Here is a 24,647-nt window from a genome sequence, read left to right on the forward strand (position 1 = left end):
AGAGAGACCTGATTAGACATGGCAATTCGCAAATACAAGCCGACGACCCCCGGTCGTCGTGGCGCGAGCGTCTCCGACTTCGGCGAGATCACCCGGTCGACTCCGGAGAAGTCGTTGGTGCGCCCGCTGCACGGTCACGGCGGCCGCAACGCCCACGGGCGGATCACCACTCGACACAAGGGCGGTGGCCACAAGCGCGCCTACCGGCTGATCGACTTCCGTCGGAGCGACAAAGACGGAGTCAACGCCAAGGTCGCGCACATCGAGTACGACCCGAACCGCACCGCCAACATCGCGCTGTTGCACTTCCTCGACGGCGACAAGCGCTACATCATTGCGCCGCAGGGGCTTTCGCAGGGCGATGTGGTGGAGTCCGGTGCGAACGCCGACATCAAGCCGGGCAACAACCTACCGCTGCGCAACATCCCCGCCGGCACCGTGGTCCACGCGGTGGAGCTGCGGCCCGGCGGCGGCGCCAAGCTGGCCCGTTCGGCCGGGTCGAGCATCCAATTGCTCGGCAAAGAGGGCACCTACGCCTCCCTGCGCATGCCCAGCGGTGAGATCCGGCGTGTCGACGTGCGCTGCCGCGCAACGGTCGGCGAGGTCGGCAACGCCGAGCAGGCGAACATCAACTGGGGCAAGGCCGGCCGGATGCGGTGGAAGGGCAAGCGCCCCTCCGTCCGCGGCGTGGTCATGAACCCGGTGGACCACCCGCACGGCGGTGGTGAGGGTAAGACCTCCGGTGGTCGGCACCCCGTCAGCCCGTGGGGCAAGCCCGAGGGCCGCACCCGCAAGCCCAACAAAGCCAGCAGCAAACTCATCGTGCGGCGCCGGCGTACCGGCAAGAAGCACGGGCGGTAGGAAGTTCCAGGAGCAGCCATGCCACGCAGCCTCAAGAAGGGCCCGTTCGTCGACGACCACCTGCTCAAGAAGGTGGACGTCCAGAACGAGAAGAACAGCAAGCAGGTCATCAAGACCTGGTCGCGGCGTTCGACGATCATCCCCGACTTCATCGGCCACACCTTTGCGGTGCACGACGGCCGCAAGCACGTCCCGGTGTTCGTCACCGAGTCGATGGTCGGTCACAAGCTTGGTGAATTCGCGCCGACGCGGACCTTCAAGGGACACATCAAGGACGACCGGAAGTCGAAGAGGCGATGACAAGTACTGAGTTTCCGTCGGCGGTCGCCAAGGCACGGTTCGTGCGGGTGTCGCCGACAAAGGCGCGCCGGGTGATCGACCTGGTGCGCGGCAAGTCCGTGGCCGACGCGCTGGATATCCTGCGCTGGGCGCCCCAGGCCGCCAGCGAGCCGGTGGCCAAGGTCATCGCCAGCGCAGCGGCCAACGCGCAGAACAACAACGGGCTGGACCCGGCGACCCTGGTGGTCGCGACCGTGTACGCCGACGAGGGCCCCACCGCAAAGCGGATCCGTCCGCGCGCCCAGGGGCGGGCGTTCCGGATTCGCCGGCGCACCAGCCACATCACGGTCGTGGTGGAGAGCCGGCCGGTGAAGGACCAGCGCGCGGCGAAGTCGACGCGTGCCCGCCGTGCCGAGGCCAGCAAGGCCGCCGCCAAGAAGGCGCCCGCGAACAAAGCGCCCGCGAAAGCCGCTGAGACTTCTGACGCGAAGGGAGGCTCAGAGTAGTGGGCCAGAAGATCAATCCGCACGGCTTCCGCCTGGGCATCACCACGGACTGGAAGTCCCGTTGGTACGCGGACAAGCAGTACGCGGACTACGTCAAGGAAGACGTCGCGATCCGGCGGCTGCTGTCCACCGGTCTCGAGCGCGCCGGCATCGCCGACGTGGAGATCGAGCGCACCCGTGACCGGGTGCGGGTCGACATCCACACCGCGCGCCCCGGCATCGTGATCGGGCGCCGCGGCACCGAGGCCGACCGGATCCGCGCCGACCTGGAGAAGCTGACCGGCAAGCAGGTGCAGCTCAACATCCTCGAGGTCAAGAACCCAGAATCGCAGGCACAACTGGTGGCTCAGGGTGTCGCCGAGCAGCTGAGCAACCGCGTGGCCTTCCGTCGCGCGATGCGCAAAGCGATCCAGTCGGCGATGCGTCAGCCGAACGTCAAGGGCATCCGGGTGCAGTGCTCGGGCCGCCTCGGCGGTGCGGAGATGAGCCGTTCGGAGTTCTACCGCGAGGGTCGGGTGCCGCTGCACACGCTGCGCGCCGACATCGACTACGGCCTCTACGAGGCCAAGACCACCTTCGGCCGGATCGGCGTGAAGGTATGGATTTACAAGGGCGACATCGTCGGCGGCAAGCGCGAGCTGGCCGCTGCCGCCCCCGCCGGGGCCGACCGCCCGCGCCGCGAGCGCCCGTCGGGCACCCGCCCGCGGCGCAGTGGTGCATCGGGCACCACGGCGACCAGCACCGAGGCCGGGCGCGCGGCGGGTGAGGAGTCGGCGCCCGCGGAGAGCGCGCCCGCACCGGAACCACAGAGCACGGAGAGCTGAATCATGTTGATTCCCCGCAGGGTTAAACACCGCAAGCAGCACCATCCGCGCCAGCGCGGCATCGCCAGCGGCGGCACGTCGGTGAACTTCGGTGACTACGGCATCCAGGCGCTCGAGCATGCCTACGTGACTAACCGGCAGATCGAGGCGGCTCGTATCGCCATCAACCGGCACATCAAGCGTGGCGGCAAGGTGTGGATCAACGTCTTCCCCGACCGCCCGCTGACCAAGAAGCCCGCCGAGACCCGGATGGGTTCCGGTAAGGGTTCGCCGGAATGGTGGGTCGTCAACGTCAAGCCGGGCCGGGTGCTGTTCGAGCTGAGCTACCCCAACGAGCAGATCGCCCGGGCGGCGCTCACCCGCGCCATCCACAAGTTGCCGATCAAGGCACGCATCGTGACCCGAGAGGAACAGTTCTGATGGCAGTTGGAGTTTCGCCGGGCGAACTGCGTGAACTCAACGAGGAAGAGTTGACCGAGCGCCTGCGCGAGTCGAAGGAAGAGCTGTTCAACCTGCGCTTCCAGATGGCGACCGGGCAGCTGACCAACAACCGCCGCCTCCGTACGGTGCGCCACGAGATCGCGCGGATCTACACGGTGCTGCGGGAAAGAGAGCTGGGTCTGGCTTCCGGACCCGACGGTAAGGAATCGTGATGGCAGAAGAGAAGGCCACCCCCGGCGGCAAGGGCCCCAAGCACACCCCGGCCAACCCGAAGGTGCGCGGCCGGCGCAAGGTGCGCATCGGCTACGTCGTGAGCGACAAGATGCAGAAGACCATCGTGGTCGAGCTGGAAGACCGCGTGCGGCACCCGCTGTACGGCAAGATCATCCGGACCACCAAGAAGGTCAAGGCGCACGACGAGAACAGCACCGCCGGCATCGGCGACCGGGTCTCGCTGATGGAGACGCGCCCCACGTCGGCCACCAAGCGGTGGCGGCTGGTCGAAATCCTGGAAAAGGCGAAGTAGACCCACGCATTAAGAATCGCCCGGGACCTTGCGGTCTCGGGCGATTTCGCTATTCGGCTCACCCGCGGGTGTAGTCTGCTCGCGATATTCGGCTGGCGAAACCGGGACGAGAGCGAGGCCGGCGTGGCGACGGAGTTTTCGGGCAAGATCGAGCTGGACATCCGCGACTCGGAGGCCGACTGGGGGCCGTACGCGGCCCCCACGGCACCGGAGAACTCGCCGAACATCCTCTACCTGGTGTGGGACGACACGGGCATCGCGACGTGGGACTGTTTCGGCGGCCTGGTCGACATGCCCGCCATGACGCGGATCGCCGAGCACGGGGTGCGGTTATCGCAGTTTCACACCACCGCCCTGTGCTCGCCGACCAGGGCTTCGTTGCTGACCGGTCGCAATGCCACCACCGTCGGCATGGCCACCATCGAGGAGTTCACCGACGGGTTTCCCAACTGCAATGGGCGCATTCCGTTCGAGACGGCGCTGCTGTCCGAGGTGCTCGCCGAGCGCGGCTACAACACATACTGCGTTGGCAAGTGGCACTTGACGCCGCTGGAGGAGGCCAATCTGGCCGCGACGAAGCGGCACTGGCCGACCTCACGCGGCTTCGAGCGGTTCTACGGCTTCATGGGCGGCGAGACCGACCAGTGGTATCCGGACCTGGTGTACGACAACCATCCGATCAGCCCGCCGGGCACCCCGGAGGAGGGCTACCACCTGTCGAAGGACATCGCCGACAGGACAATCGAATTCATCCGCGACGCCAAGGTGATCGCGCCCGACAAGCCTTGGTTCAGCTACGTGTGCCCGGGCGCGGGACATGCGCCGCATCACGTCTTCAAGGAGTGGGCGGACAAGTACGCGGGCCGCTTCGACATGGGCTACGAGCGATACCGCGAGATCGTGCTGGAACGGCAGAAGTCGCTCGGCATCGTTCCGCCGGACACCGAACTGTCGCCCGTCAACCCCTATCTCGACGTCAAGGGGCCGGACGGCCAGCCCTGGCCGTTGCAGGACACCGTGCGGCCCTGGGACTCGCTGCGCGACGACGAGAAGAAGTTGTTCAGCCGGATGGCGGAGGTGTTCGCCGGTTTCCTGAGCTACACCGACGCGCAGATCGGGCGCATCCTGGACTATCTCGAGGAATCCGGTCAGCTCGACGACACCATCATCGTGGTGATCTCCGACAACGGGGCCAGCGGCGAGGGCGGTCCGAACGGATCGGTGAACGAGGGCAAGTTCTTCAACGGCTACATCGATACCGTCGAGGAAAGCCTGAAGCTGCTCGAGCATCTCGGTGGTCCGGAGACGTACAACCACTACCCGATCGGGTGGGCGATGGCCTTCAACACGCCCTACAAGTTGTACAAGCGCTACGCGTCTCACGAGGGCGGCATCGCCGACACCGCAATCATCTCCTGGCCCAACGGGATCGCGGCCCACGGCGAGGTCCGCGACACCTACGTGAACGTCAGCGACGTCACCCCCACCGTCTACGACCTGCTGGGCATGGCACCCCCCGAGACCGTCCGCGGAATCGCCCAGACACCGCTGGACGGGGTCAGTTTCAAGGCGGCTCTTGATGATCCGGGTGCCGACACCGGCAAGCGGACGCAGTTCTACACCATGCTCGGCACCCGGGGGATCTGGCACCGGGGCTGGTTCGCCAACACCGTGCACGCGGCCACGCCCGCGGGCTGGTCCCAGTTCGACACCGACCGCTGGGAGCTCTACCACATCGAGGCGGACCGCAGTCAGTGCCATGACCTGGCCGCCGAGCACCCCGAGAAGCTCGAGGAACTCAAGGCGCTGTGGTTCTCCGAGGCCGCCAAGTACAACGGCCTGCCGCTGTCGGACCTCAACATCGTGGAGACGATGATGCGGTCGCGGCCCTACCTGGTCGGGGAACGTTCCAGCTATGTCTACTATCCCCACTGCGCCGACGTGGGCATCGGCGCCGCCGCCGAGATCCGCGGCAGGTCATTCGCGGTGCTGGCCGAGGTAGTCGTGGACACCACGGGCGCCGAAGGCGTGCTGTTCAAACAGGGTGGCGCCCACGGCGGCCATGTGCTGTTCATTCAGGACGGGCGCCTGCACTACGTCTACAACTTCCTGGGCGAGCGGCAGCAGGCCGTCTCTTCGTCGGCAGCGGTGCCGCTGGGCCGGCACGTGCTGGGCGCCAGTTATTCTCGCACCGGCACCGTGCCGGGCAGCCACACTCCGTTGGGTGACGTGACGTTGTTCGTCGACGACGCGGTGGTGGGCACCCTTGGGGATGTGCAGGCGCATCCGGGAACGTTCGGGTTGGCAGGCGCCGGAATCACCGTCGGCCACAATGGCGGCTCGGCGGTATCGAGCCGCTACAAGGCTCCGTTCCGCTTCACTGGCGGCACCATCGCCCAGGTCACCGTCGACCTCTCCGGCAGGCCCTACCAAGACGTGGAAAAGGAACTGGCCCTGGCCTTCTCGCGCGATTGAACGGCCGACGCCGGCCGTCGGCACCGCGTGGCCGGGTGCCGCAATTTGCCGATTTGTCTTCTAAAAATGCCGTTTAACCTGCTAGTGTCTGGCCCCGTGATGCCTCAATGACCGCCGGGACCCCGGCGCCCCCGGCCCCTCCGGCGCCGCCCGGCCCCCCGGCCCCTCCCGCGTCGTCCGGTGCACGGGGACGGCAGACCGCGATCGCGATCGGGATCATCAGCGCCGTCATCGTCATCTACGTCCTCTCGCTGATCGCCGTCCACCTGTTGGCCAAATCGGCGCCCGCGCTGCCCGCGGTGGACTTCAGCAAGCTCGAGGCCGACGACAGCGTCGTCCAGGTGCATCTGGAGAAACTGGATACCGTCGCGAACCGCTTGACGGTGAATGTGCTTGTTTACCCGAAGGATTCGCTCTACGACAAGAACTTCGGCGTGCTGACCACCGACGCGGCCGTGCGGCTGTACCCGGAAAACGACCTGGGGGACTTGCAATACCCGGTGGGCAAGGCGCCGGCACAGGTCAGCACCAGCATCGTGGCGCACGGCGATCCCGGTAACTGGCCGTTCGACACCTACAAGACGGAGGTCCTGGCTGCCGACGTGTTCACCGGCACCGGGCCGAACCGCGAAAAGGTACCCGCGCGTGTCGAAGTCACCGGAAAGTTGGACGGCTGGGACGCGACAGTCACCCGGGTCCACGACTCCGAGGATCCGAACCCGGACGCCCTCGATGACGTGACCGTCACGCTGCAGCGGTCCAAAGGCCCCCTGATCTTCGACGTCGGGATCTGCTTGGTGCTCATCGCCCTGCCCGTCCTGGCGCTGTGGGTCGCCATACCCATGGTGTTGGGCCGAACGTCCTTTCTGCCGCCCTTCATAACGTGGTACGGCGCAATGCTTTTCGCCATCGTTCCGCTGCGGAACATTCTGCCGGGCAGCCCACCGTTCGGTTCCTGGGTCGACCAAGCCCTCGTGCTATGGGTTTTGATCGGCCTGGTGACGGCGATGGCCCTGTTCATCCTCGCCTGGTGGCGCCACCGGGACCGAAAGAAACCCCAAAAGACGTAGCGGCTCGCTCTCAGCTCGGCGAGTCCGACGGGCCGATCGCGTCGATGGCGCCCGACACTCTCGCCCGGAAGTCCGGGGACAGCGGGATATAGCCGTTCCTCGCGAGGTCTATCTGGCCGGGGCCGATGGCGGCCTGCAGAAAGGCCCTGACCGCCTTGGCGACATCGGCGCTCGGGTAGGTGGAGCAGACGATCTCGTAGGTCGCCATGACGATCGGATAGACGTCGGGGTGGGCCGGGTTGTAGAACGACGAAAGGTCCAATACGAGGTCGTTGCCGTTCCCGACGACTTTGGCCTCGGTGATGGTCTTGCCGACCGCGTCGGTGCCGATGCGAACCGGCCGTAGCGACCGGCGACTGGCCGGGGTCTTGAGCTCGGCGGCGAAAAGGCCTTGCTGCAGCGCGAATGACAGTTCGTTGTAGCTGATCGCGCCCTCGGTGGTCCGTACCAGCGCCGCGGTGCCCGCGTTGCCCGCAGCCCCGATGCCGACGCCACCGTTGAACGTCTTGCCCGCCGGCCGACCCCACGCTCCACCGGAAGCGGCCTGCAGGTAGGACTGGAAGTTGTCGGTGGTGCCCGACGCATCGCTGCGGTAGATGACGCGAATGTCCTCGGCCGGCATGGACGCGTTGAGCGCGGTGAGCGCCGGATCGTCCCAGCGCGTGATGGTGCCGTTGAAGATCTTCGCGAGCGTGGGACCGTCGAGCACCAAAGAGTCGGCCGCGCTGAGGTTGTACGTGATGGCCAGCGGGCCGAAGACCACGGGCAGGTTCCAGGCGTCCGCGCCGCCGCAGCGCTTCTTGGCCGCGGCGTATTGCTCGGCGTTCAGCGGTATGTCAGATCCGGCGAAATCGGTTTTGCCGCTGATGAAGTCGTTGATTCCCGCGCCTGAACCGTTGGCGGTGTAGTTGAGGGCCTGCCCCGTGCAGGCTTGGGTGTAGGCGCTGATGAACCGGTTCATCGCGTTACCTTGAGCGGTCGAGCCGCTGGCGGTCAGCGTCTGCTGGCCGCCGCAATTGACCTTGGCCCCGGCGGTGTAGGGCAGGGTGGCGGGGGCGTTGCTGCATGCCGAAAGGGCCACGGCACCCGCAGCCAGCAAGCTGGCAGCTGCGGCCGATCGATTGCGCTTCACGTTGGTGGTTTCCTTGCGACAGCAGATCCTCGTGCCCCGTCGGCACCTGTTGAGACTTACAGCCGTTGCCGCGCGAGCAAACAAAGTTGAGATGAACCGGGCGGATCTCTCAGATGAACGCCTGGTGTCGTGGCTGTGGGATCCGCGGGTCGCCGTCGTCGCAGGTGAACGAGCGGTTTCCAGCGGGCGACGGATGCGTCGTGCGGGCGCAGTTGTCGGATTTCCGCAGGCAATTCGCGTAGTCGTTCGCTAGCATCTGACCACGTGGCGCCCCGACCGGCTGGACTTCAGCGACATGACGACTGAAGCCGAGCCGACACCGGCTCAGTCGGAGGCCGCTGAGCCGACCGCGGTCCACGAGCCTCCTGCGGTGGCGAAGAAGAAGAAGAAGTCGCCCGGCAAGGCAAAGCCTCCGAAACTGAACAGAACCCAGATCGAGATCGGCGTGGGTCTGCTGGTGACCTTTGTCGTCGCCTACGCCCTTTCGCTGTTGGGCGTCCACGTCTTGCAAAGGGCGGGGGGTCCGCTGCCCGCCCTGGACCTGAGCCAGGGCGGGAGCGATGCCACGATTGTGCAGCTGCGCCTGGAGGAGCTCAAACCCGTCGCGAATCGCCTCACAGTGAATGTGCTTGTCTATCCCGGGGTTTCGCAGTATGACCCGCGGCTGGACGTGTTGGGTAACGACGTCGCCGTTCGACTGTATCCGACGAGTGACCTCGGGGACCTCAACTACCCCAAGGGGAAGGCGCCCGCGCAACTTACCACCACCATCGAGGCGCATGGCGATCCCCGTAACTGGCCCTTCGACGAGTACAAGACCGAGCCGATTGCGGCCGATGCATTCGTCTGGGCGGGCGACAACCGCAAGAAGGTGCCCGCCCGGGTCGAGGTGACCGGATCTTTGGACGGCTGGAACGTCAGCGTCGACCGCGTCCGTGACCCGAGCGGCCTGCGGACCTCCCGGTCCATGGACACGGGCAACGTGGTCATCACGCTGGAGAGAGCCGAGGGCCCACTCGTCTTCGACCTGGTCATCTGTCTTGTCCTCGTCGCCCTGCCGACCCTGGCGTTGTTGGTGGCGATTCCGATGGCGATGGGCCGAAGGAAGTTCGTGCCGCCGTTCGGAACGTGGTACGCCGCGATGCTGTTCGCGGTGGTCCCGCTGCGGAACATCCTTCCCGGCGCCCCACCGCCCGGCTCGTGGATCGACCAGGCCGTCGTGCAGTGGGTGCTGCTCGCGCTGGTGACGGCGATGAGTTTGTACATCTCCGCCTGGGTCCGGCAAGGGGACTGATAGTCGCGGTGTGTTAAATGCGCGTAGCGATGCTGTTTTATCTGATGCCAGCAAACAGGCCCGTTGTTAGTCTTCGGCGCAGTGACGATTCACGAGGAATTGGCCGCGCCAGCGGGATACCCCGCTGGCGAGCTGACTGCTGCCCTCGAGCCATCCGCGGCGCCGCCGCCGCCTGCAAACGGCGACGGGACCTCGCCCACCGCCCCGCCCGACGCCAAGCCGGGGCGTAAGCGACTGCGGCGGCACCTCGTGCTCGACGTCTCCATCATCGTCGGCGTTGTCGTCGTCTACACCCTGTCGCTGTTCGGCTACCACTGGCTGGCCACCGCGCCCGGGCCACTGCCCGAGCCGGACGTGAACACCGCCGAGGGCACCGTGGTCTTGGTGCGATTCGAGCAACTGCACTCGGTGGCGAACCGCCTCGATGTGAAAGTGCTTGTCATGCCTGATAACTCAATGATCGACAAGCGTCTCAACGTCCTGACCACCGATACGTCCGTGCGCTTCTTCCCGCAGAACGACCTGGGCGACCTGCAATACCCGGTGGGGAAGTTGCCGGCGCAGGTTGCCACCACCATCGAGGCTCACGGCGACTCTGGGGATTGGCCCTTCGACTCGTACCGCACCGACACCATCCAGGCGGACGTGCTCGTCGGAACGGGCGAGAACCGGCAATACAAGCCCGCCCGGGTGGAGGTGACGGGATCGCTGGAAGGCTGGGATATTTCGGTCAGGCGAGCCGGGCGGGACAGCCTCGACTCGGATCGCCCGGACAACGTGATCGTGACACTGCAACGGGCCAAGGGTCCGCTGGTCTTCGATCTGGGGATCTGCCTGGTCCTCATCACCCTGCCGACGCTCGCGCTGTTCGTGGCGATCCAAATGCTCACCGGACGAAGGCAATTCCTGCCGCCGTTTTCCACTTGGTACGCGGCGATGCTGTTCGCCGTCGTGCCGTTGCGTAACATCCTGCCGGGCTCGCCGCCCGCGGGTGCCTGGATCGACCAGGCGGTGGTGATCTGGGTGTTGATCGCGCTGGCGACGGCGTTGGTGCTGTATGTCGCCGCGTGGTACCGGCACTCCGGCTGAGGTCTCGATCGCAAGGCTCGACGTTTGGTGGGCGCGCCGCGCCGAAGTAGTTAGCCGCACCCTGGTCCCCAGGCTCGACGAGCGCTCGGCCCTGTTCGCCCCGCCGGGGTCGCGTTCGCTGAGGTTATTTGTCGGACCCTTTTGGCATGATCGAATGTATGTTCGATGGCGGGTTGTCGCGGCCGGCGGCGTTGTTGGAGCGGTTGTCGGCGTCGGCGCGTGCGGAGAATCGGGCGGCGGCTGAGCAGTTGGCGGTGTTGGGGGAGTTGTTCGCCGCGCGCTGGTCGGGGCAGAGCGAGCTGTGGGTGATTGATGCGATGGAGGCGGTCGCGGCGGAGGTGGCTGCGGCGTTGCGGATTTCGCAGGCGTTGGCGGTGAGTCGGTTGCGGTATGCGCGGGCGATGGTGGAGCGGTTGCCGAAGGTGGGGGCGGTGTTTGCTGCTGGGGATATTGATTTCCGGTTGTTCGCCACGATTGTGTATCGCACGGACTTGATCGAGGACCCGCAGGTGTTGGCGACCGTGGATGCGCGGTTGGCGGCCAATGTTGGGCGCTGGCCGTCGATGACGCGACACCGGTTGGCGGGGCAGGTCGACAAGGTGGTGGCGGTCGCCGACGCGGATGCGGTGCGCCGCCAGCGCGCCGCGCGCGCCGATCGGCAGGTGTGGGTGGACGACACCGAGGGTGGGATGGCGGTGATTCGGGGCAGTGTGTTCGCCCCGGACGCGCACGCCCTGGATCGGCGGCTGGACGCGTTGGCAGCCACGGTGTGCGCCCACGATCCGCGCACGGTGGCCCAGCGCCGCGCGGATGGGTTGGGGGCGTTGGCCGCCGGGGCGGACCGGTTGGGCTGTCGCTGCGGGCGCGGTGACTGTGCGGCCGCTACGCGCCGGCCGGCGTCGCCGGTGGTGATCCACGTGATCGCCGAGCAGGCCACCGTGCGCGGCGGTGGGGATGCCCCGGGTTCGGAGGTGGGTGCTGACGGGTTGATCAGCCCCGAGTTGATCGCCGAGCTGGCCCGATCGGCCCGGCTGGTGGCGCTGGCCCACCCCGCCGACGCCGCCCCCGAACCCGGTTATGTGCCTTCGGCGGCGTTGGCGGCGTTCGTGCGGTGTCGGGACCTGACGTGTCGCTGGCCGGGCTGCGATGTGCCCGCGAGCCGCTGCGATGTGGACCACACCATCCCCTACGCCCGGGGCGGACCCACCCATGCCGGCAAGGTCATAAGTTGTTAAACTACCCTCATGTCGGTGAGGAAATCTGCTGGTCAGCGTGTTGGGGTGTGCTCGGCGGCGATTTATGCCCGGATTTCCTCGGACGCGGAGGGCACGGGGTTGGGCGTGGCCCGGCAGTTGGAGGACTGCCGCAAGCTCGCCGCTGATCGGGGGTGGCCGGTCGGGGCCGAGTATGTCGACAACGATGTGTCGGCGTTTTCCGGTAAGCCGCGCCGCGAGTACGCCCGGATGCTGGCTGATCTGGCGTCCGGTGATCGTGACGCGGTGATCGTCTACAACCTGGATCGGTTGCATCGGCGGCCGGTGGAGTTGGAGGAGTTCGTCACGCTGTGCGAATCGGTCGGGGTGCGCGATGTCGCGACCGTGACCGCCGACATCGACCTGGGTAATGATGACGGGCTGTTCATGGCCCGGATTTTCGCCGCGTTCGCCGCCAAGGAGTCCGGCCGCAAGTCGGCCCGTATCCGCCGCAAGATGTTGCAAAACGCCCAGGCCGGGTTACCGCATGGCTCAGCGCGCCCGTTCGGGTATGAGGCCGACAAGATCACTGTGCGCGAATCGGAGGCCGCAGTGATCCGCCAGATGGTGGACCGGTATCTGGCGGGCCAATCGTTGCGGTCGTTGACAATCTGGCTCAACGACTCGCAGATCGCCCCGAGCGTGGCGACATCGTGGCAGACGACCGCGGTGCGTCAGGTGTTGTCCTCGGGTCGTATTGCGGGGTTACGGGAGCACCGCGGGGAGGTGATCGGTGCCGCGGTATGGCCCGCCATCATCACCCCAGCAGAGCGTGATCGGGTGCTGGCACGCATGGCATCGCGGTCGGTGACCAAAACCCGCACCGCACGCACCTACCTGTTGTCGGGGATGTTGCGCTGCGGGCGCTGCGGTAACCGGCTGTATTCCCAAGCCCGGCATAGCAATCCGCAGAATCGGGTGCGCCGCTACGTGTGTTTGAAGGGGCCGGATCATGGTGGGTGTGGCCGGTTGACCGTGGTCGCCGCCCCGGTCGAAGAACTGCTGACCGAAGCGGTGCTGGCACGGCTGGATTCACCGCAGCTGGCGGACGCGTTGGCGGGCAAAGCCACCGCTGACGCCGATGTCGCCGCGTTGGCCGCCCAGGTCGACGCCGATCAGGAACGCCTCGATGAGCTGGCGGGGTTGTATGCCGATGGCGCCATTACCGCCCGGGAGTGGATCGCCGCGCGTGATCCGATCACCGCCCGCATCACCGCGGCCCGCCGCGATATCGCCGCCGCCACCGACACCACCGCGGTGTTCGAGCTGGCCGGCACCGGTGGCGTGCTGCGCAGCGGGTGGGACGGGCTGGATTTGGGTCGCCAGCAGGCGATCGTCAAGGCGGTGTTGGATCACGCGGTCATCGCACCGGGCACACCGGGTGCGCGCAGCCTGGATATCGGACGGGTGGCGCCGGTGTGGCGGGTCTGAACTCCTGACCTCGCCGGGCGTGCTGGGCGGTCGGCTCCCAACAGTGTGGCGACCCGGCCGATCACGGTCGGATCGGTGACGGTGACGGGAACGTTTTGGGTGTGGCAGGATTCGGTCAGCCAGGCGATGAATTCGGGGCGTTCATGCAACGGCGCGGGCTGATCGCTGGTGTTCCCGGTGTCGCTGGCGTCGGTATCGGTCGTGGCCTCAGCCATCACCGCCCCCTGGTGGTGCCGGCCACCGGCTGCCGATGCGAGAGCGGGTTTCGGTGATGGCGGTGATGCGGGCGGTGATGTGGCGCAGGGCTGCGGAGATGACCAGCACCCGGTCACCGGCGCTGGTGTGTCCGGCGTGATCGAACTCCCACGCCACTGCATCGGGGTCAAGCGGCGCGTGAGGCCGCTGGTCGGGACTGACCGCGCCGCGGGGTGTGGTTGCGTTCAGCTGCGTTGCGTCGTTCGTTGCGTGCTGGCGGGTCCAGGTGGCGCGCGCGGTGCGCAGGGCGCCCATGGTGGTGGAGTAGTGCCGGGATTTGGTGGTGATGTGCCCGCGATATCCCAGGGTGTGCAGCCAGCGCCCGATCCCGGCCACCGCGGCGTTGCCGTGTTCGGCCAGCTCAGCGATGACGGTAAGGATGGCCCGCACATGCTCGCTGACGTCTAGTTCGCCGATCGCCTCGGTGGATAGGCGTCGGGCGGTGATGCCGAAGTCGTGCAACGATTTGGTGACGTATTTCGCCAAGTATGCCGCGACTCGGCGCGGTGAAAGCCGCGACGATGCAGTGGCTGTGGTTCTCGCAGTCTCGGAATCTGTTGCTGCCGTGGTGGTTTCGGGTGTCAATGCTTGGGCGTCGATTTGGGCGCCGAACCGCAGTGTCCGCACCCCCTGGTTTGGGTGATTGTCGCCGGTGGGCACGTCGATGCGGACGCGCCCGGCGGCCTGGCGAATCAGGGCGGTCAGTTCGGTGGCGGTGATCGGTGACGACCAGACGGGCTGCCGGTCGGTGCCGTGACGGGGCTCCCTACCACCCCGAGGGGCGGCGGGGCCGTCACTGATGTGGTCACCTGATGCGGTGGTGGCGAGAGCACCGGGTGGGTCGAGGCGGATCAGTGCGTGAATGTGCGGGATCGCGCGGGCTTGCAGCTCTACGACCTTGACGAAGCTGACCCGTACCGAATCCGCAGATAACCCACTGGTTTTGAGGTGTGTGGCGATGGCGCGTCGTAGGGTGATGGTGAAGCGCCGCCACAGTTCGGGCAGATGCCAGGCGAACAGCACATGCCCGAGATAGTCATAGCAGCCCGCACACAATGGTTGCCCCACCATCGGATCATCAACGGTGTGGATAATGTTGCAGCGCAGTGGTTTACCGTGGCGACACCTCGCGTGCGGGCCGACCGGTGTGGGGCGGCAGCTGGCGCCGGTGGCGTTGTGCACGGCCCCGTAGCCCGGTGCGGTGAGCGTGGTGAACACTTGCGGGTGAGTGGCGACCTCAGCGGGTACGTCGTGGTGGCCGCCGGCGGCTCCGGCGTGCACGAGTTGCCAGGTGTCGCGCGCATACAGGTCTGAGCATGACGGGCACACCGACGCGCGGCGGTTGTTGCAGCGCGTCCACACCGTATGCCGGCGCCCGGCGTCGTCGGTGCCGAGCAGCTGGATCGGGTGGGCGCAGTAACCGACCGATTCCACTCGCCGCCACCACGACCCGAAACCGGGTGAGGATGCGCGGCGCTGCATCTGGGTGACCACCGCATCGGCATCGATGGTGGCGGGCAGGCCCGGCAGCGCGATCACCGGGCTTTGCGTCGTTACGGCCTTCACGGATTTCCCTGTTCGCCTGAACGCGGTGCCCGAAAGGTGCGGGCCAACAAGGTGATGTCGCGGTCGGTGACGTGAAAGGCCCGGACCCGTATCGGTTCGGCGGTGCCGTCGATCATCACGTACCCGATGCCGGGGGTGGCATCGGCGATCAGGTCGCATTCGGCGCCGGCATCGCGGGCGCCTTGACCCAAAACCATCGCGGTTTGGGTGGGCTCGGTCATGCGCAGCCCGATGCGCACGGTGAACAATTGGCGTACCGGCAGGGTGTCTTTGGCCGGGTCTTGCACCGCGGCTACCACCGATATCCCGACCGCACGGCCCTGGGAGAGCAGCAGGCCGAGGAGTTGTTCTGTCTCGGCGCGGAGTTTGCGGTCAGTGACGTAGGCGGTCAGCGCGGCGATCTCGTCGATGATCAGCACGATCAGCGGTTCGGCCGGTGTAGGGGTGTGCAGGCGGGTGTGCCCGCGCAGCCGGGTGGCGCGGGTCTGCATCAGCTCCACCAGCTCGCGCAGCAGCTCCACAGTGGGCTGACCGGTGTGGTAGCAGAACCGGGTGAACAGCGGCGCGCCGGCACCGAGTTCCATGCCGCCTTTGGGGTCGATCACCCACAACCGCACCCGGCCACGCTTGACGTCAGGGGCGAGGGCGGCGATCAGCGACCACAGCACCGAGCCTTTGCCGGCTCCGGTGGCACCGGCGGCCAGGATGTGCTGGCCCAACACCGGTAGGTGCCACCAGCGCCGTGATTCGGTGACCCCGACCCGCACCGCGCCCAGATCGACCGCCGAACCCGGGGTTGGCGTGGGTACCGCGATCGGCTGGCCGAGCACATCCCCGCGGCCGATGATGATCCGCAGCTGGCCCGGCGTGGTGGCGCGGATCGTCAACCGCTCCGCGTCCCAGGTCGCCGCCAGCGCGGGGGCGCGTTTCTGCCAGTCGGCAATCGACTGGCCGGTCACCACCTTGACGATCAGCACGTCGGCGTGATGGCCGATCCGCACCGATTGCAGGGCAGGCACCAACGTGCGTTCACCCAGTTTGGCGGTCAGGCCGTGCAGGGCGCAGACCGATTCCCAGTTGCGGTGATAACGCCACCACGCCCAGAAACGCTGCCGCAGCGGAGCGCTGACCCACCGGGTGAATGAGGCCGGCTGACATACCCACCAGCCGAGGTATGCCGCGACCTCCACACCGGCGGTCAACACGCCGGCGCGGGCGCCGTGACTGACGGCGACCCACAGCGCCACCGTGGCCGGGATGCTCAGGGAGGGAAACAGGATTGCCCACCACAGCAGATACCCGGCGGCTTTGAGTAGTCCGACGATCAGCTCGCCGATCCAGTCATCATCGGGTGATGGATTGTTGTTGTGGTTCTTACGGTTTGGACTATTCGACATGACGGTCTGCCTTCACTTACGACGGGGAAAGAAGGGGCGGGAGCGTCGGCCCGGCAGCCCATAGGCGCACGCTGTCGCGGGGCTGCCGGGCCGGCCTGCGGTTACCGGGCCTGCTGGCCCGTCTTGACGGTGCCGGGGTCGGTGGCGGTGATGGCTTCGGCGCGGTACGCGATGCCCGAGCGGCCGTCTTGCGACCACGGCAACGCCACCAGACCCGTCACAGACACCGGCTGGCCGACAACGACTTTCGGTTCCCCGACCACGGTGACTGCCAGCACCTCACCGCCGGTGGCATCCAGGGCGATCAACTGCACCTGCCACAACGCCTGTCCGGTGGCCTTGTCCACACGGGGTGCGCCGGTGTCGAAATTGGTGCGCTGCTCGGGAATCCGAGTACAGAGGAACGTCACCCCGGTGGTGTCGATACGTAACTTCATGGATTGCTGTCCTTCCTTGCGGTGTTGGCGCGGTCTGTTCGGCCGCGACTCAAGGACAGCGCCCTCCCGGATGCGCCCGGAAGTGACAGGCAGTGATACTGGTGATGACCACACACGCGCACACGTAGCTGACCTGCGCTGATGTATGCGGCATGATCGAAGCCATGGCCGCAGTCGACCCGATCCGGGCACTCAATGCGCAGCGGCTCAGCCAAGCCCGCAAACGCTACGGCTACAGCCTGCGTGAGTTGGCGATCGAGGTCGAAAACGTGCGCAAGCTACGCGGCGATGCCGACCTACCCACCCAGGAGTCCCTGCGACAGAAAATCGCCCAGATCGAGCGGACCGGAATGCTCGGCCCGGTGTGGCGTGAAGACCTGGCCGCGGTGTTCGGCGTCGAACCCGACGAAATGTTTAGTGTGCCCATCGCCACCGAGCTGCCGCACCCGCTGCTGCTACAACTCCCCGTCGACCGTGACGTACTCGCCGTCATCGCCGCCCAGCAACATGCCCACATCCAAGCTGAGCACACCTTCGGCCCCCAACACGCCCGCCCCCTGGTGGAATCCGATCTGGTCACCATCGAATCCCTGATTGCCCACGCACCCTCGCAGGTCAAGGCAGAGATGCGGCGTGCTGCGGGGGCTATCGCCGAGGTCGCCGGGTGGATCGCCCAAGACCTCGGAGATCACGCCGCCGCGGAGAAGCTCACCCACACCGCCGCCTTGCACCTGCGTACGGCTGGCCCGGCATTCAACGCCATGATCTTGATGCGCCAATCCAACATTCTCACCCGCACCAACCCCGACCTGGCCACCGCCTTGGCCGCCGATGCCGCCGACCTGATCGACGGCCACGACGTGGGGCGTCTGGCCGCCAGCATCGCCCGCCAACAGGCCCTCGCGGAGCTGGCCAATCACAACGAGCGGGGGTTTCATCGCCACGCCGCTGCAGCCCTCGACCTCGGTGACCTGCAACCCCACCCGCATGATCATGCGATCTATGCCCACGGCGCCTACGTCGCCAGCGAGATCGCCTCGGGCTACCTGCGCATCGGTGACCCCGACAAAGCAGTAGCGCTGCTCGCCGGGCACCATCACGCCTGGACATCACAGCAGCACCGCGATCAGACCGTGGCCGATATGCGACTCCTGCACGCCTACATCGCCACCAGCGAATACCAGCAAGCACTGGCACTGGCCGCCGCAGCAATCCCGGGCTACATGGCCGCGCCCTCGCAGCGAGCCAGACTGCATCTCGCGCGGGCAGGCACAATCGTGCGGGACCGTCGACGGAGAAACAAAGACCCGATCCTGCAACAGCTCGCCGGCCGCATCAAAAACGCCACCCAAGGAGTCACCCCGTGAGCCGCCGAGTCATCCCCAACACCACCACCACCGACCCCGCGGCCACCCACGCGGTCGCGGTGCTGCCGGTCGGCTCATTCGAACAACACGGCCCCTACCTGCCGCTGGGCACCGACACCCTCATCGCCACTGCCATCGCATCCGCAATCAGTCAGCACCACAACGTGTTTCAGCTACCACCGGTCGCGTTCGGCTGCTCCCACGAACACGCCGCCTACCCGGGCACCATCAGCATCAGCGCCACCACCCTGGCCGCGATCGTCGCTGACATCATCGAATCGCTGGCACGCCAGAACATCGCCGGGCTGATCGTCGTCAACGGCCACGGCGGCAACGCGGTACTGACCAACGTCGTCCAACAAGCCAACCACCCCAAGAACCCCGTCAAGGTTGGGCTTTACCCCAGCCGCGAAGACTGGACCGAGGCCCGCGCCGCCGCAGGAATCCACAGCAGCAACCACGACGACATGCACGCCGGCGAACTGGAAACCTCCATCCTGCTCGCCAGCGACCTCGACTACCTGCGCGACGGCTGGCAGACCAGCGACCACACCGCCAACGACCGCCGCTACCTCACCAGCCTCGGCATCCACGCCTACACACCCACCGGCGTCATCGGCTCCCCATCCCAGGCCACCGCCGCCAAAGGCAGTAATATCCTCGACCACCTCGGCCGCAACGCCGACACCCTGATCGGGCTCCTCACCACACGCTGAGCAGAGCCGACAACTCGGCGGCTACCTCCGGGCTGCGCTGCGCTCCCTTCGCTTCCGTCCGCTGGCGCTCCCGTCCGCGCCGGTCGCTCCACTGCGCCCTGCCTCCGCCGCCCCCCACCAGCGACGAGCTTCTGCCGGACACCGTGAGAACCTCCTGCAACGACCACGACCAGCACGGCCGGGCCCACGGTGTCCGCGCGCACAGCGACTGAGCCCTCATCGCACTCGCAGATCGGTGACCGGACACCGCCGAAAACAGTCCGTGACCTGGCCTGTGAGAATTTTCTTTACTGCTATTAAAAGGGCGGCATCCGACTTCGCCGCGATTGCGTGCGCGCATCGACCGGCCACCCGTGACCGGTCGCGGACCCGGGTCTGCACAGCGCCGCCGGCGGCCCGAATCCGCTCACCGGGTGCCGCTATCTGGGAGCCATGCGGATTGCCCCGTCGAGGCGGATGACCTCGCCGTTGAGCATTGGGTTTTCGATAATGTGCACCGCCAAAGCGCCGTATTCGGCGGGTTTGCCCAGCCGGCTCGGGTGCGGCACCTGTTTGCCCAGCGATTCTTTGGCCGGCTCGGGCAGACCAGCCAGCAGCGGGGTGTCGAACAAGCCCGGCGCGATCGTCATCACCCGGATTTGTTTGCTGGCCAGATCCCGCGCGATCGGCAACGTCATGCCGACCACACCGCCCTTGGACGCCGAGTAGGCGGCCTGACCGATCTGCCCGTCGAAAGCCGCCACCGAGGCGGTGTTGATGATGACGCCGCGCTCTTCTCCGATCGGGTCGGTTTTGGCGATCCGCTCGGCGCCCAGCCGCAATACGTTGAACGTCCCGATCAGGTTGACGTCGACGACCTTGCGGAACGCGTCCAAAGGGAAGACGCCGTCCTTACCCAGCACTCGGATGGCATTGCCGGTGCCGGCGCAGTTGACCACGATGCGCAACGGACCCAACGATTCGGCGACGTCAAGGGCCGCGGTCACCGCTTTTTCGTCAGTGACGTCGGCCGGGACGAACCGCGCGCGGTTCCCGAGCTCACCGACCACATCCTCGCCCTTGAGATCGAGAACGACCACCTGGGCGCCGGCGTCGAGCAGCCGCTTGGCGGTGGCCAGGCCGAGGCCCGACGCGCCGCCAGTGACGAGTGCTACGGTATCTTGGATCTCCACTCGGAACTTTCCTTTCCGTCCTGACCCGCTCCGATGGCGGTGCCAACCTACTGATTGGTCGGGGACTACAGCCAGTCGCCCGGTATGGTCTCGGTGTCGGCTCCGGGGTCTCCCGGCGGCTGCGGCGGATCGGGGACGCTTCGCGAAAACCGCGGCGCGGGCATCGGTTCCAATCCGCCGTCGGGCCGGTAGAAAGTGTTGCGCTGTACGACGTGTGCGTCGGTAAGAACCTCGCCGAACGCCAGCACCGGGGTGACGCAGGCGTCGGAGTTGGCGAACACCTTGGCCCAATGGTCGCGGTCTTTCGAGCCGATCACCTCGGCGACCCGGGCCCGCAGCTCCGGCCAACGGGCGCGGTCGTTTTGCTCTGGCAGGTCCGCATCGTCCAGCCCGAGCCCGGCCAGCATGGCCGCGTAGAACTGCGGCTCGATCGCTCCCACAGCGACGTAGCGGCCGTCAGCGCATTCGTAGGTGTCATAGTAGGGGGCGCCGCCGTCGAGCAGGTTGGTTCCGCGCTCGTCCGACCACGTGCCCACCCCCCGCATAGCCCACATCATCTGGGTCAACACCGACGACCCGTCGACCATCGCCGCGTCGACGACCTGGCCTTCGCCCGAGGTCTGCCGCTCCCACAGCGCGGCAAGGATCCCGACCAGCAGAAACATCGAGCCACCGCCGAAGTCGCCGACCAGGTTCAGCGGCGGCACCGGCCGCTCGCCTTTTCGGCCGATCGAATGCAGCACCCCGTTGAGCGAGATGTAGTTGATGTCATGACCGGCCTGCCGGCTGCGCGGACCGGTTTGGCCCCAGCCGGTCATCCGCGCATAGATCAGCCGGTCGTTGACCCGAGCGCAGTCGTCGGGGCCCAGGCCCAGCCGTTCGGTGACGCCCGGGCGGTATCCCTCGATCAGCACATCGGCCTTAGCGACGAGCCGCAGCACGAGGTCACGTCCCTGGCCGGACTTGAGGTCGGCGGTGACGAAGCGCCGGCTGCGCAACGTGGCATCGCGCGCCGCGCCACCTGCCGCGCCGGGCCGTTCAACGCGCACGACGTCGGCGCCGAGATCACCGAGGATCATCGCAGCATGCGGACCCGGGCCGATACCAGCCAGCTCGACCACCCGAAGCCCTACCAACGGCCCCGCCATCTACCGACCTCCTAAACGTAGCCGCGCGCAGCGGATTACCCACTGGCTTCTTTGCAGCCGCCTTCCACCTTGCTGCGTCCGCGCCGGCTTAACAGCCGAGCCCGGGGAGCTGCGGCTTTCCCGAAGAGTCGCAACCCCTTTCACCGAAAGGAACACCCCACAACCCGAACAGCGGAGGCGACGCAACCAACACGACAGGCATCCGCGTAACCCGCGATCACACCAAATCCTCGCCATCATGAACGACAGTCAGGTACACGATCCCCACTTCCAGATAGTCAGGCCGAAGGAGCTATGTATTTAGTGAAGGCGTCTTGCTCGGTTGGGGGTGTTTGCATGATGAGCGGACCGTAGCGCCGGCGGATCTCCGTGATGATTTCGGCGAAGGGAAGCTCGTGGTACCAGCCGCGGTCGTGAAGGTATTCCATGTGCTGGTGGCCTTCGCTGTCATAGGCGTGTAGAAGTGCGTCGTGTTCGCCGTCGAAGTCGATCGGCGAGACGCCGAATCGGGCGCACAGTTCGGCGTTGAACGCCGGTGTCGCCTTGACCCAGCGGTCGTTGACGAACAGTTCGCTGTAGCCGTGGTAGACGAACACGTTGGAGCCGCCCATCCGGGCGCGCAGCGTGTCGGTTTGCAGGTGGTTGCGCACGTCGGCGAACCCAAGGCGGGCGGGTATACCTGCGGCGCGCGCCGCCGCGGTGAGCAGGACCGCCTTGGGGATGCAGTAGGCGCGTGTGGCGGTGGCGACGTAGCTGGCGCGGTAGTGATCAGGATCGTCGTCAATACTGTAGGGGTCGTACCAGATGTTGTCGCGTACGGCGAGGAAAAGCCGTTGGGCTCGTGTCACTGGATCGCGGCTATCGCCGATCGCTGTCTGGGTGAAGCGCTGAACATTGTCGTGGCGCCAGTCCAAGAATTCCGTGGTTCCCAGAAAGCTCGGATCGGGTTCGGTCGATGTGTCAGTCACAGAGGGCCTTTCGTCATCAACGTGGTGGGTGGGTTGTTACGGGTCGCGCGGGCGCAGTCGGGGGGGTCGAGTGTTCGGCATCGGGAATCTTCTCGGCCAGACCGGCTGCCGCGATGCTGCGTTCCCGCAATGGCGCGGCAGTGTCCATGGCTTTAGCGGCGACAGCGCTCCACAAGTCGGCGGCGTCGCGAGCCGCCACGGCGGCCGTGGAAGTGGCATCCTCGTCGAGGAGGAACAGTCCACTCCGGAACCGGCCTTCTCTAATGAACGCCCCGAGTTCGGAGAGTGCCGCGGCGGGGGCATCGTCTTCGAGAAGATCAGGCCAGCAGCGTAGATCGTAGGCGAAGACTGCACGCCGGTTGAAGCGGCGGCCGCCCGCCGATCGCGGCGAGTTTCGGGGCGTTCCGTAGCCAGTCGATCAGGTAGAAAACATCCTATCCAACCAACGTTCGCCACGCCGAGGCCGGGTTTTTGTCCGGTAGCGGTGACCTTACGGGGCGACATGAACTGGCGGTCCGCTCCTTTGGATCCGACCGCCATGTACGGATCTGTCGTGTCTGCTTGCCAGTTGCTTCGCCCCATGGTCTTGCCGCGACGAAGTCCCTGTGTTCGCCACCGCCGTTGCGGCGCAACCAGTTCCGTGAGCCGCGAACGCCCTTTGTTCGGGTGGACGAGGGTCTGTGTTGACGATCCAACCCCGCTCCGGCCAGCGCGCACGGCACCATTAACAAATTTTCGCAAGTCGACCCTCAAGCAGCTAGGTGGCGCAACACTGGTCCGCAGGCACGAGCTGCAGAGCCATTGTCGGGCAGGCTTCGACGGCCTCTTTAGCGAGGGGGAGTTGGCTGTCGTCGAGCACATCTACAAGTTTTTGGCGTGTCCCATCTTCGGCAAGCCCAAAGATATTGGGGGCGATGGATTCGCATATCCCGTGAAGGGAGCACTTCGATTTATCCACCATTATTCTCACGAGGGTCTCCTTATTTCGCGTCATACAGGAACCGTTACCTGTCAAGCGTGTGGTGGCTACCGTTGAAAGTGGTTCACCGTCACGGCCGATCCTGCGCAAGTGGGTTGGCGTCAGGATCCCACTCGGCTAAGACGTGGCGGGGGCCTCCACGGAAGCTGACGTTGGGATTGAATTCCCACTTCTGATTTTCGACGAGCCTCAGGTGCGGCAGCCGGCGAGTCGTCTCCTCGAGGAAGATCCGCAGCTCCATGCGCGCCAGGGGCGCCCCAAGACAGGTGTGCTTTCCGAATCCGAAGGCTAGGTGACGATTCGCGTTCTGGCGGCTGATGTCGAATTCTTCGGAGTTGTCGCCGAATAGCTCCTCGTCGTGATTCGCCGAGCCCAGTACGATCAGGGTTTTGCCGTTCTCGGGGATGCTCACGCCGCCGATCTCCATAGGCTTTAGTGCTCGCCGGTGCCAGGCCACAAGTGACGGGCTTTGCCGCAAGGTCTCTTCGACCGCTTTGGGAATGAGCTCGGGTTGGCGGCAGACTGCCTCCCATTGCGGGCGGTTCTCCAGCAGATGGCGGAACATGCTGGCCGCCGCCGATGTGGTGGTCTCGTGTCCGGCGAACATGAAATTGATCATGTAGCTGTAAGGCATGATGTCTGGGAAGAGTTCGGGCTCCTCCTGATTGAATTTCACATACTCGCTGGCCAAGTCATCGCCTGGATTGGCACGTTGGCGGGCGATATGACGTTCGCAGAATTCCGCGAACCGGTTCACTTCCCGCGCGATCTCGTTCTGCTGTTGCTCATCTGGTCTGCCCCATGAGAAGACGGCACGTTCGGAGCTGAATTCCTTGACGTAGTGGGCGTCCGCGTCCGGGATGCCCATGAGTGTAAAAAGCACTCTTACTGGTAGTTCCCAGACGAAGTCGTCGACGAGATCCGCCCGACCTTTCTTCACGAACTTGTCGATGTATTCGTTGACCGATGCGCGGATCTGCGGTTCCAGGGCAGCCAACGCTTTGGGCGAAAAAGATGGCTGTAACCGCTTCCGGCGCAGCGTGTGTTGAGGGCCGTCTTCGTTGACCAGGGTCGGTCCGGTGAGGTATTGGATGGCGCTTCCCTGGGCGAACTCCGCCATTGTGGACTCGTATGGTGGCGTTACCAACTCGGCCGCGATGTCTGCTGACCACGACTCGGTATCGGTCAAAATGTTTTTGATGTCGCTGTAGCGGGTCACCACGTACCGGTCGATCTCCGGGCTATAGAAGACGGGTTCCTCGTGTCTGGCGCGGTGAAACCAAGGGTATGGATCCGCTACGTAAGCCGGGTCAAACGGGTCGAACTCGGCGCCAAGGCCGGTAACAGGGCATGCGGAACCGGCTTTGGCTGCGACGTTTGATGCCACGTTGTCGCTGGTCATGCGTCAATCCTTCTCGTAGATGCGTCGGTTGGTGTCTATGGTGGGGTGTGTTTAACAGC

General features: G+C 66.1%; 25 protein-coding genes and 1 pseudogene. 16 read left to right on the plus strand and 10 right to left on the minus strand.

The window, feature by feature from the left end; all coding sequences use genetic code 11:
- Positions 1–18 precede the first annotated feature (18 nt).
- The 9 genes from rplB to G6N56_RS22220 all read left to right on the plus strand — a co-directional run bounded on the left by rplB (position 19) and on the right by G6N56_RS22220 (position 6,982).
- Positions 19–861, plus strand: a complete 843-nt coding sequence (rplB, locus tag G6N56_RS22180; RefSeq protein WP_085258075.1) for a 50S ribosomal protein L2 — start codon at positions 19–21, stop codon at positions 859–861.
- Between the two features lie 18 nt (positions 862–879).
- A complete protein-coding gene (gene rpsS / locus G6N56_RS22185; RefSeq protein ID WP_085258074.1) occupies positions 880–1,161 on the plus strand; it encodes a 30S ribosomal protein S19 in 282 nt (93 codons plus the stop codon).
- Positions 1,158–1,646 carry a 50S ribosomal protein L22 gene (gene rplV, locus G6N56_RS22190; RefSeq protein ID WP_085258073.1) on the plus strand — a complete coding sequence of 163 codons (489 nt, stop codon included), beginning with the start codon at positions 1,158–1,160 and terminating at the stop codon, positions 1,644–1,646. The genes rpsS and rplV overlap by 4 nt, the downstream gene beginning before the upstream one ends.
- A complete protein-coding gene (rpsC, locus tag G6N56_RS22195; RefSeq protein WP_085258072.1) occupies positions 1,646–2,470 on the plus strand; it encodes a 30S ribosomal protein S3 in 825 nt (274 codons plus the stop codon). The genes rplV and rpsC overlap by 1 nt, the downstream gene beginning before the upstream one ends.
- A gap of 3 nt (positions 2,471–2,473) precedes the next feature.
- The gene (gene rplP, locus G6N56_RS22200; RefSeq protein WP_085258071.1) at positions 2,474–2,890 is read left to right on the plus strand and encodes a 50S ribosomal protein L16; all 417 of its coding nucleotides are present in this window, start codon (positions 2,474–2,476) and stop codon (positions 2,888–2,890) included.
- Entirely contained in the window at positions 2,890–3,123 is a 234-nt protein-coding gene (gene rpmC, locus G6N56_RS22205) for a 50S ribosomal protein L29 (RefSeq protein ID WP_085258070.1), read from the plus strand. The genes rplP and rpmC overlap by 1 nt, the downstream gene beginning before the upstream one ends.
- Positions 3,123–3,437, plus strand: coding sequence for a 30S ribosomal protein S17 (rpsQ, locus tag G6N56_RS22210; protein WP_085258069.1), 315 nt, complete (start codon positions 3,123–3,125; stop codon positions 3,435–3,437). The genes rpmC and rpsQ overlap by 1 nt, the downstream gene beginning before the upstream one ends.
- Positions 3,438–3,560: 123 nt before the next feature.
- Positions 3,561–5,912 (plus strand): arylsulfatase, encoded by a 2,352-nt coding sequence (locus tag G6N56_RS22215; protein ID WP_085258068.1) that lies wholly within the window; start codon positions 3,561–3,563, stop codon positions 5,910–5,912.
- A 107-nt stretch (positions 5,913–6,019) separates the two neighbouring features.
- The gene (locus tag G6N56_RS22220; protein ID WP_163645158.1) at positions 6,020–6,982 is read left to right on the plus strand and encodes a DUF4436 domain-containing protein; all 963 of its coding nucleotides are present in this window, start codon (positions 6,020–6,022) and stop codon (positions 6,980–6,982) included.
- Positions 6,983–6,992: 10 nt separating this feature from the next.
- Here G6N56_RS22220 and pstS read toward each other — a convergent pair whose 3' ends face one another.
- Complete coding sequence (gene pstS, locus G6N56_RS22225) at positions 6,993–8,114, minus strand: phosphate ABC transporter substrate-binding protein PstS (RefSeq protein ID WP_085257829.1); 1,122 nt, start codon at positions 8,112–8,114, stop codon at positions 6,993–6,995.
- Positions 8,115–8,409: 295 nt separating this feature from the next.
- On the opposite strand from pstS, the gene G6N56_RS22230 reads away from it, so the two are divergent.
- From G6N56_RS22230 to G6N56_RS22245, 4 genes and pseudogenes are all read left to right on the plus strand, one after another.
- The gene (locus G6N56_RS22230) at positions 8,410–9,408 is read left to right on the plus strand and encodes a DUF4436 domain-containing protein (RefSeq protein ID WP_085257830.1); all 999 of its coding nucleotides are present in this window, start codon (positions 8,410–8,412) and stop codon (positions 9,406–9,408) included.
- Positions 9,409–9,642: 234 nt separating this feature from the next.
- Complete coding sequence (locus G6N56_RS22235; protein ID WP_142280799.1) at positions 9,643–10,497, plus strand: DUF4436 domain-containing protein; 855 nt, start codon at positions 9,643–9,645, stop codon at positions 10,495–10,497.
- 158 nt (positions 10,498–10,655) lie between these two features.
- A pseudogene (locus tag G6N56_RS22240) lies at positions 10,656–11,720 on the plus strand (HNH endonuclease signature motif containing protein); the annotation flags it as partial.
- Positions 11,721–11,741: 21 nt separating this feature from the next.
- Positions 11,742–13,181 carry a recombinase family protein gene (locus G6N56_RS22245; protein WP_180150392.1) on the plus strand — a complete coding sequence of 480 codons (1,440 nt, stop codon included), beginning with the start codon at positions 11,742–11,744 and terminating at the stop codon, positions 13,179–13,181.
- 207 nt (positions 13,182–13,388) lie between these two features.
- Here G6N56_RS22245 and G6N56_RS22250 read toward each other — a convergent pair whose 3' ends face one another.
- From G6N56_RS22250 to G6N56_RS22260, 3 genes are all read right to left on the minus strand, one after another.
- Positions 13,389–15,002, minus strand: a complete 1,614-nt coding sequence (locus G6N56_RS22250) for a replication initiator (RefSeq protein ID WP_042792149.1) — start codon at positions 15,000–15,002, stop codon at positions 13,389–13,391.
- Positions 14,999–16,399, minus strand: a complete 1,401-nt coding sequence (locus G6N56_RS22255; RefSeq protein ID WP_042792150.1) for an FtsK/SpoIIIE domain-containing protein — start codon at positions 16,397–16,399, stop codon at positions 14,999–15,001. Before G6N56_RS22255 ends, G6N56_RS22250 begins: the two co-directional genes overlap by 4 nt.
- 101 nt (positions 16,400–16,500) lie before the next feature.
- Positions 16,501–16,836 carry an SCO3933 family regulatory protein gene (locus G6N56_RS22260; RefSeq protein ID WP_042792151.1) on the minus strand — a complete coding sequence of 112 codons (336 nt, stop codon included), beginning with the start codon at positions 16,834–16,836 and terminating at the stop codon, positions 16,501–16,503.
- A 164-nt stretch (positions 16,837–17,000) separates the two neighbouring features.
- On the opposite strand from G6N56_RS22260, the gene G6N56_RS22265 reads away from it, so the two are divergent.
- Complete coding sequence (locus G6N56_RS22265; RefSeq protein ID WP_042792189.1) at positions 17,001–18,203, plus strand: hypothetical protein; 1,203 nt, start codon at positions 17,001–17,003, stop codon at positions 18,201–18,203.
- A complete protein-coding gene (locus G6N56_RS22270) occupies positions 18,200–18,919 on the plus strand; it encodes a creatininase family protein (protein ID WP_042792152.1) in 720 nt (239 codons plus the stop codon). Before G6N56_RS22265 ends, G6N56_RS22270 begins: the two co-directional genes overlap by 4 nt.
- On the opposite strand, the gene G6N56_RS22275 is transcribed toward G6N56_RS22270, so the two are convergent.
- The 4 genes from G6N56_RS22275 to G6N56_RS22290 form a co-directional block, all read right to left on the minus strand.
- Positions 18,906–19,061 carry a hypothetical protein gene (locus tag G6N56_RS22275; protein ID WP_158090665.1) on the minus strand — a complete coding sequence of 52 codons (156 nt, stop codon included), beginning with the start codon at positions 19,059–19,061 and terminating at the stop codon, positions 18,906–18,908. The genes G6N56_RS22270 and G6N56_RS22275 overlap by 14 nt on opposite strands.
- A 277-nt stretch (positions 19,062–19,338) precedes the next feature.
- Positions 19,339–20,091 (minus strand): 3-hydroxyacyl-CoA dehydrogenase, encoded by a 753-nt coding sequence (locus G6N56_RS22280; RefSeq protein WP_042792154.1) that lies wholly within the window; start codon positions 20,089–20,091, stop codon positions 19,339–19,341.
- 65 nt (positions 20,092–20,156) lie between these two features.
- Positions 20,157–21,239, minus strand: a complete 1,083-nt coding sequence (locus tag G6N56_RS22285) for a CaiB/BaiF CoA transferase family protein (protein WP_042792155.1) — start codon at positions 21,237–21,239, stop codon at positions 20,157–20,159.
- Positions 21,240–21,517: 278 nt separating this feature from the next.
- Positions 21,518–22,207 carry a transglutaminase-like domain-containing protein gene (locus tag G6N56_RS22290; protein WP_042792156.1) on the minus strand — a complete coding sequence of 230 codons (690 nt, stop codon included), beginning with the start codon at positions 22,205–22,207 and terminating at the stop codon, positions 21,518–21,520.
- A 70-nt stretch (positions 22,208–22,277) separates the two neighbouring features.
- On the opposite strand from G6N56_RS22290, the gene G6N56_RS22295 reads away from it, so the two are divergent.
- Positions 22,278–22,541 (plus strand): hypothetical protein, encoded by a 264-nt coding sequence (locus G6N56_RS22295; RefSeq protein ID WP_134770525.1) that lies wholly within the window; start codon positions 22,278–22,280, stop codon positions 22,539–22,541.
- A gap of 423 nt (positions 22,542–22,964) precedes the next feature.
- Here the strand turns inward: G6N56_RS22295 and G6N56_RS29885 are convergent, their stop codons facing one another.
- Positions 22,965–23,201, minus strand: coding sequence for a ferredoxin (locus G6N56_RS29885; RefSeq protein WP_082278450.1), 237 nt, complete (start codon positions 23,199–23,201; stop codon positions 22,965–22,967).
- Between the two features lie 55 nt (positions 23,202–23,256).
- The gene (locus tag G6N56_RS22305; protein WP_042792157.1) at positions 23,257–24,588 is read right to left on the minus strand and encodes a cytochrome P450; all 1,332 of its coding nucleotides are present in this window, start codon (positions 24,586–24,588) and stop codon (positions 23,257–23,259) included.
- Positions 24,589–24,647 lie beyond the last annotated feature (59 nt).

The sequence above is a fragment of the Mycobacterium saskatchewanense genome, assembly GCF_010729105.1.
Lineage (GTDB): Bacteria > Actinomycetota > Actinomycetes > Mycobacteriales > Mycobacteriaceae > Mycobacterium > Mycobacterium saskatchewanense.

Bases quoted from the DNA above. Each gene is read 5' to 3' on its own strand.
- G6N56_RS22265 (WP_042792189.1), top strand. From the start codon at position 17,001: ATGGCCGCAGTCGACCCGATCCGGGCACTCAATGCGCAGCGGCTCAGC.
- rplP (WP_085258071.1), top strand. From the start codon at position 2,474: ATGTTGATTCCCCGCAGGGTTAAACACCGCAAGCAGCACCATCCGCGC.
- G6N56_RS22285 (WP_042792155.1), bottom strand. From the start codon at position 21,239: ATGGCGGGGCCGTTGGTAGGGCTTCGGGTGGTCGAGCTGGCTGGTATC.
- G6N56_RS22305 (WP_042792157.1), bottom strand. From the start codon at position 24,588: ATGACCAGCGACAACGTGGCATCAAACGTCGCAGCCAAAGCCGGTTCC.
- G6N56_RS22245 (WP_180150392.1), top strand. From the start codon at position 11,742: ATGTCGGTGAGGAAATCTGCTGGTCAGCGTGTTGGGGTGTGCTCGGCG.
- G6N56_RS22255 (WP_042792150.1), bottom strand. From the start codon at position 16,399: ATGTCGAATAGTCCAAACCGTAAGAACCACAACAACAATCCATCACCC.
- rpsS (WP_085258074.1), top strand. From the start codon at position 880: ATGCCACGCAGCCTCAAGAAGGGCCCGTTCGTCGACGACCACCTGCTC.
- G6N56_RS22260 (WP_042792151.1), bottom strand. From the start codon at position 16,836: ATGAAGTTACGTATCGACACCACCGGGGTGACGTTCCTCTGTACTCGG.
- G6N56_RS29885 (WP_082278450.1), bottom strand. From the start codon at position 23,201: ATGACGCGAAATAAGGAGACCCTCGTGAGAATAATGGTGGATAAATCG.
- rplV (WP_085258073.1), top strand. From the start codon at position 1,158: ATGACAAGTACTGAGTTTCCGTCGGCGGTCGCCAAGGCACGGTTCGTG.
- rplB (WP_085258075.1), top strand. From the start codon at position 19: ATGGCAATTCGCAAATACAAGCCGACGACCCCCGGTCGTCGTGGCGCG.
- G6N56_RS22230 (WP_085257830.1), top strand. From the start codon at position 8,410: ATGACGACTGAAGCCGAGCCGACACCGGCTCAGTCGGAGGCCGCTGAG.
- rpsQ (WP_085258069.1), top strand. From the start codon at position 3,123: ATGGCAGAAGAGAAGGCCACCCCCGGCGGCAAGGGCCCCAAGCACACC.
- G6N56_RS22220 (WP_163645158.1), top strand. From the start codon at position 6,020: ATGACCGCCGGGACCCCGGCGCCCCCGGCCCCTCCGGCGCCGCCCGGC.
- rpmC (WP_085258070.1), top strand. From the start codon at position 2,890: ATGGCAGTTGGAGTTTCGCCGGGCGAACTGCGTGAACTCAACGAGGAA.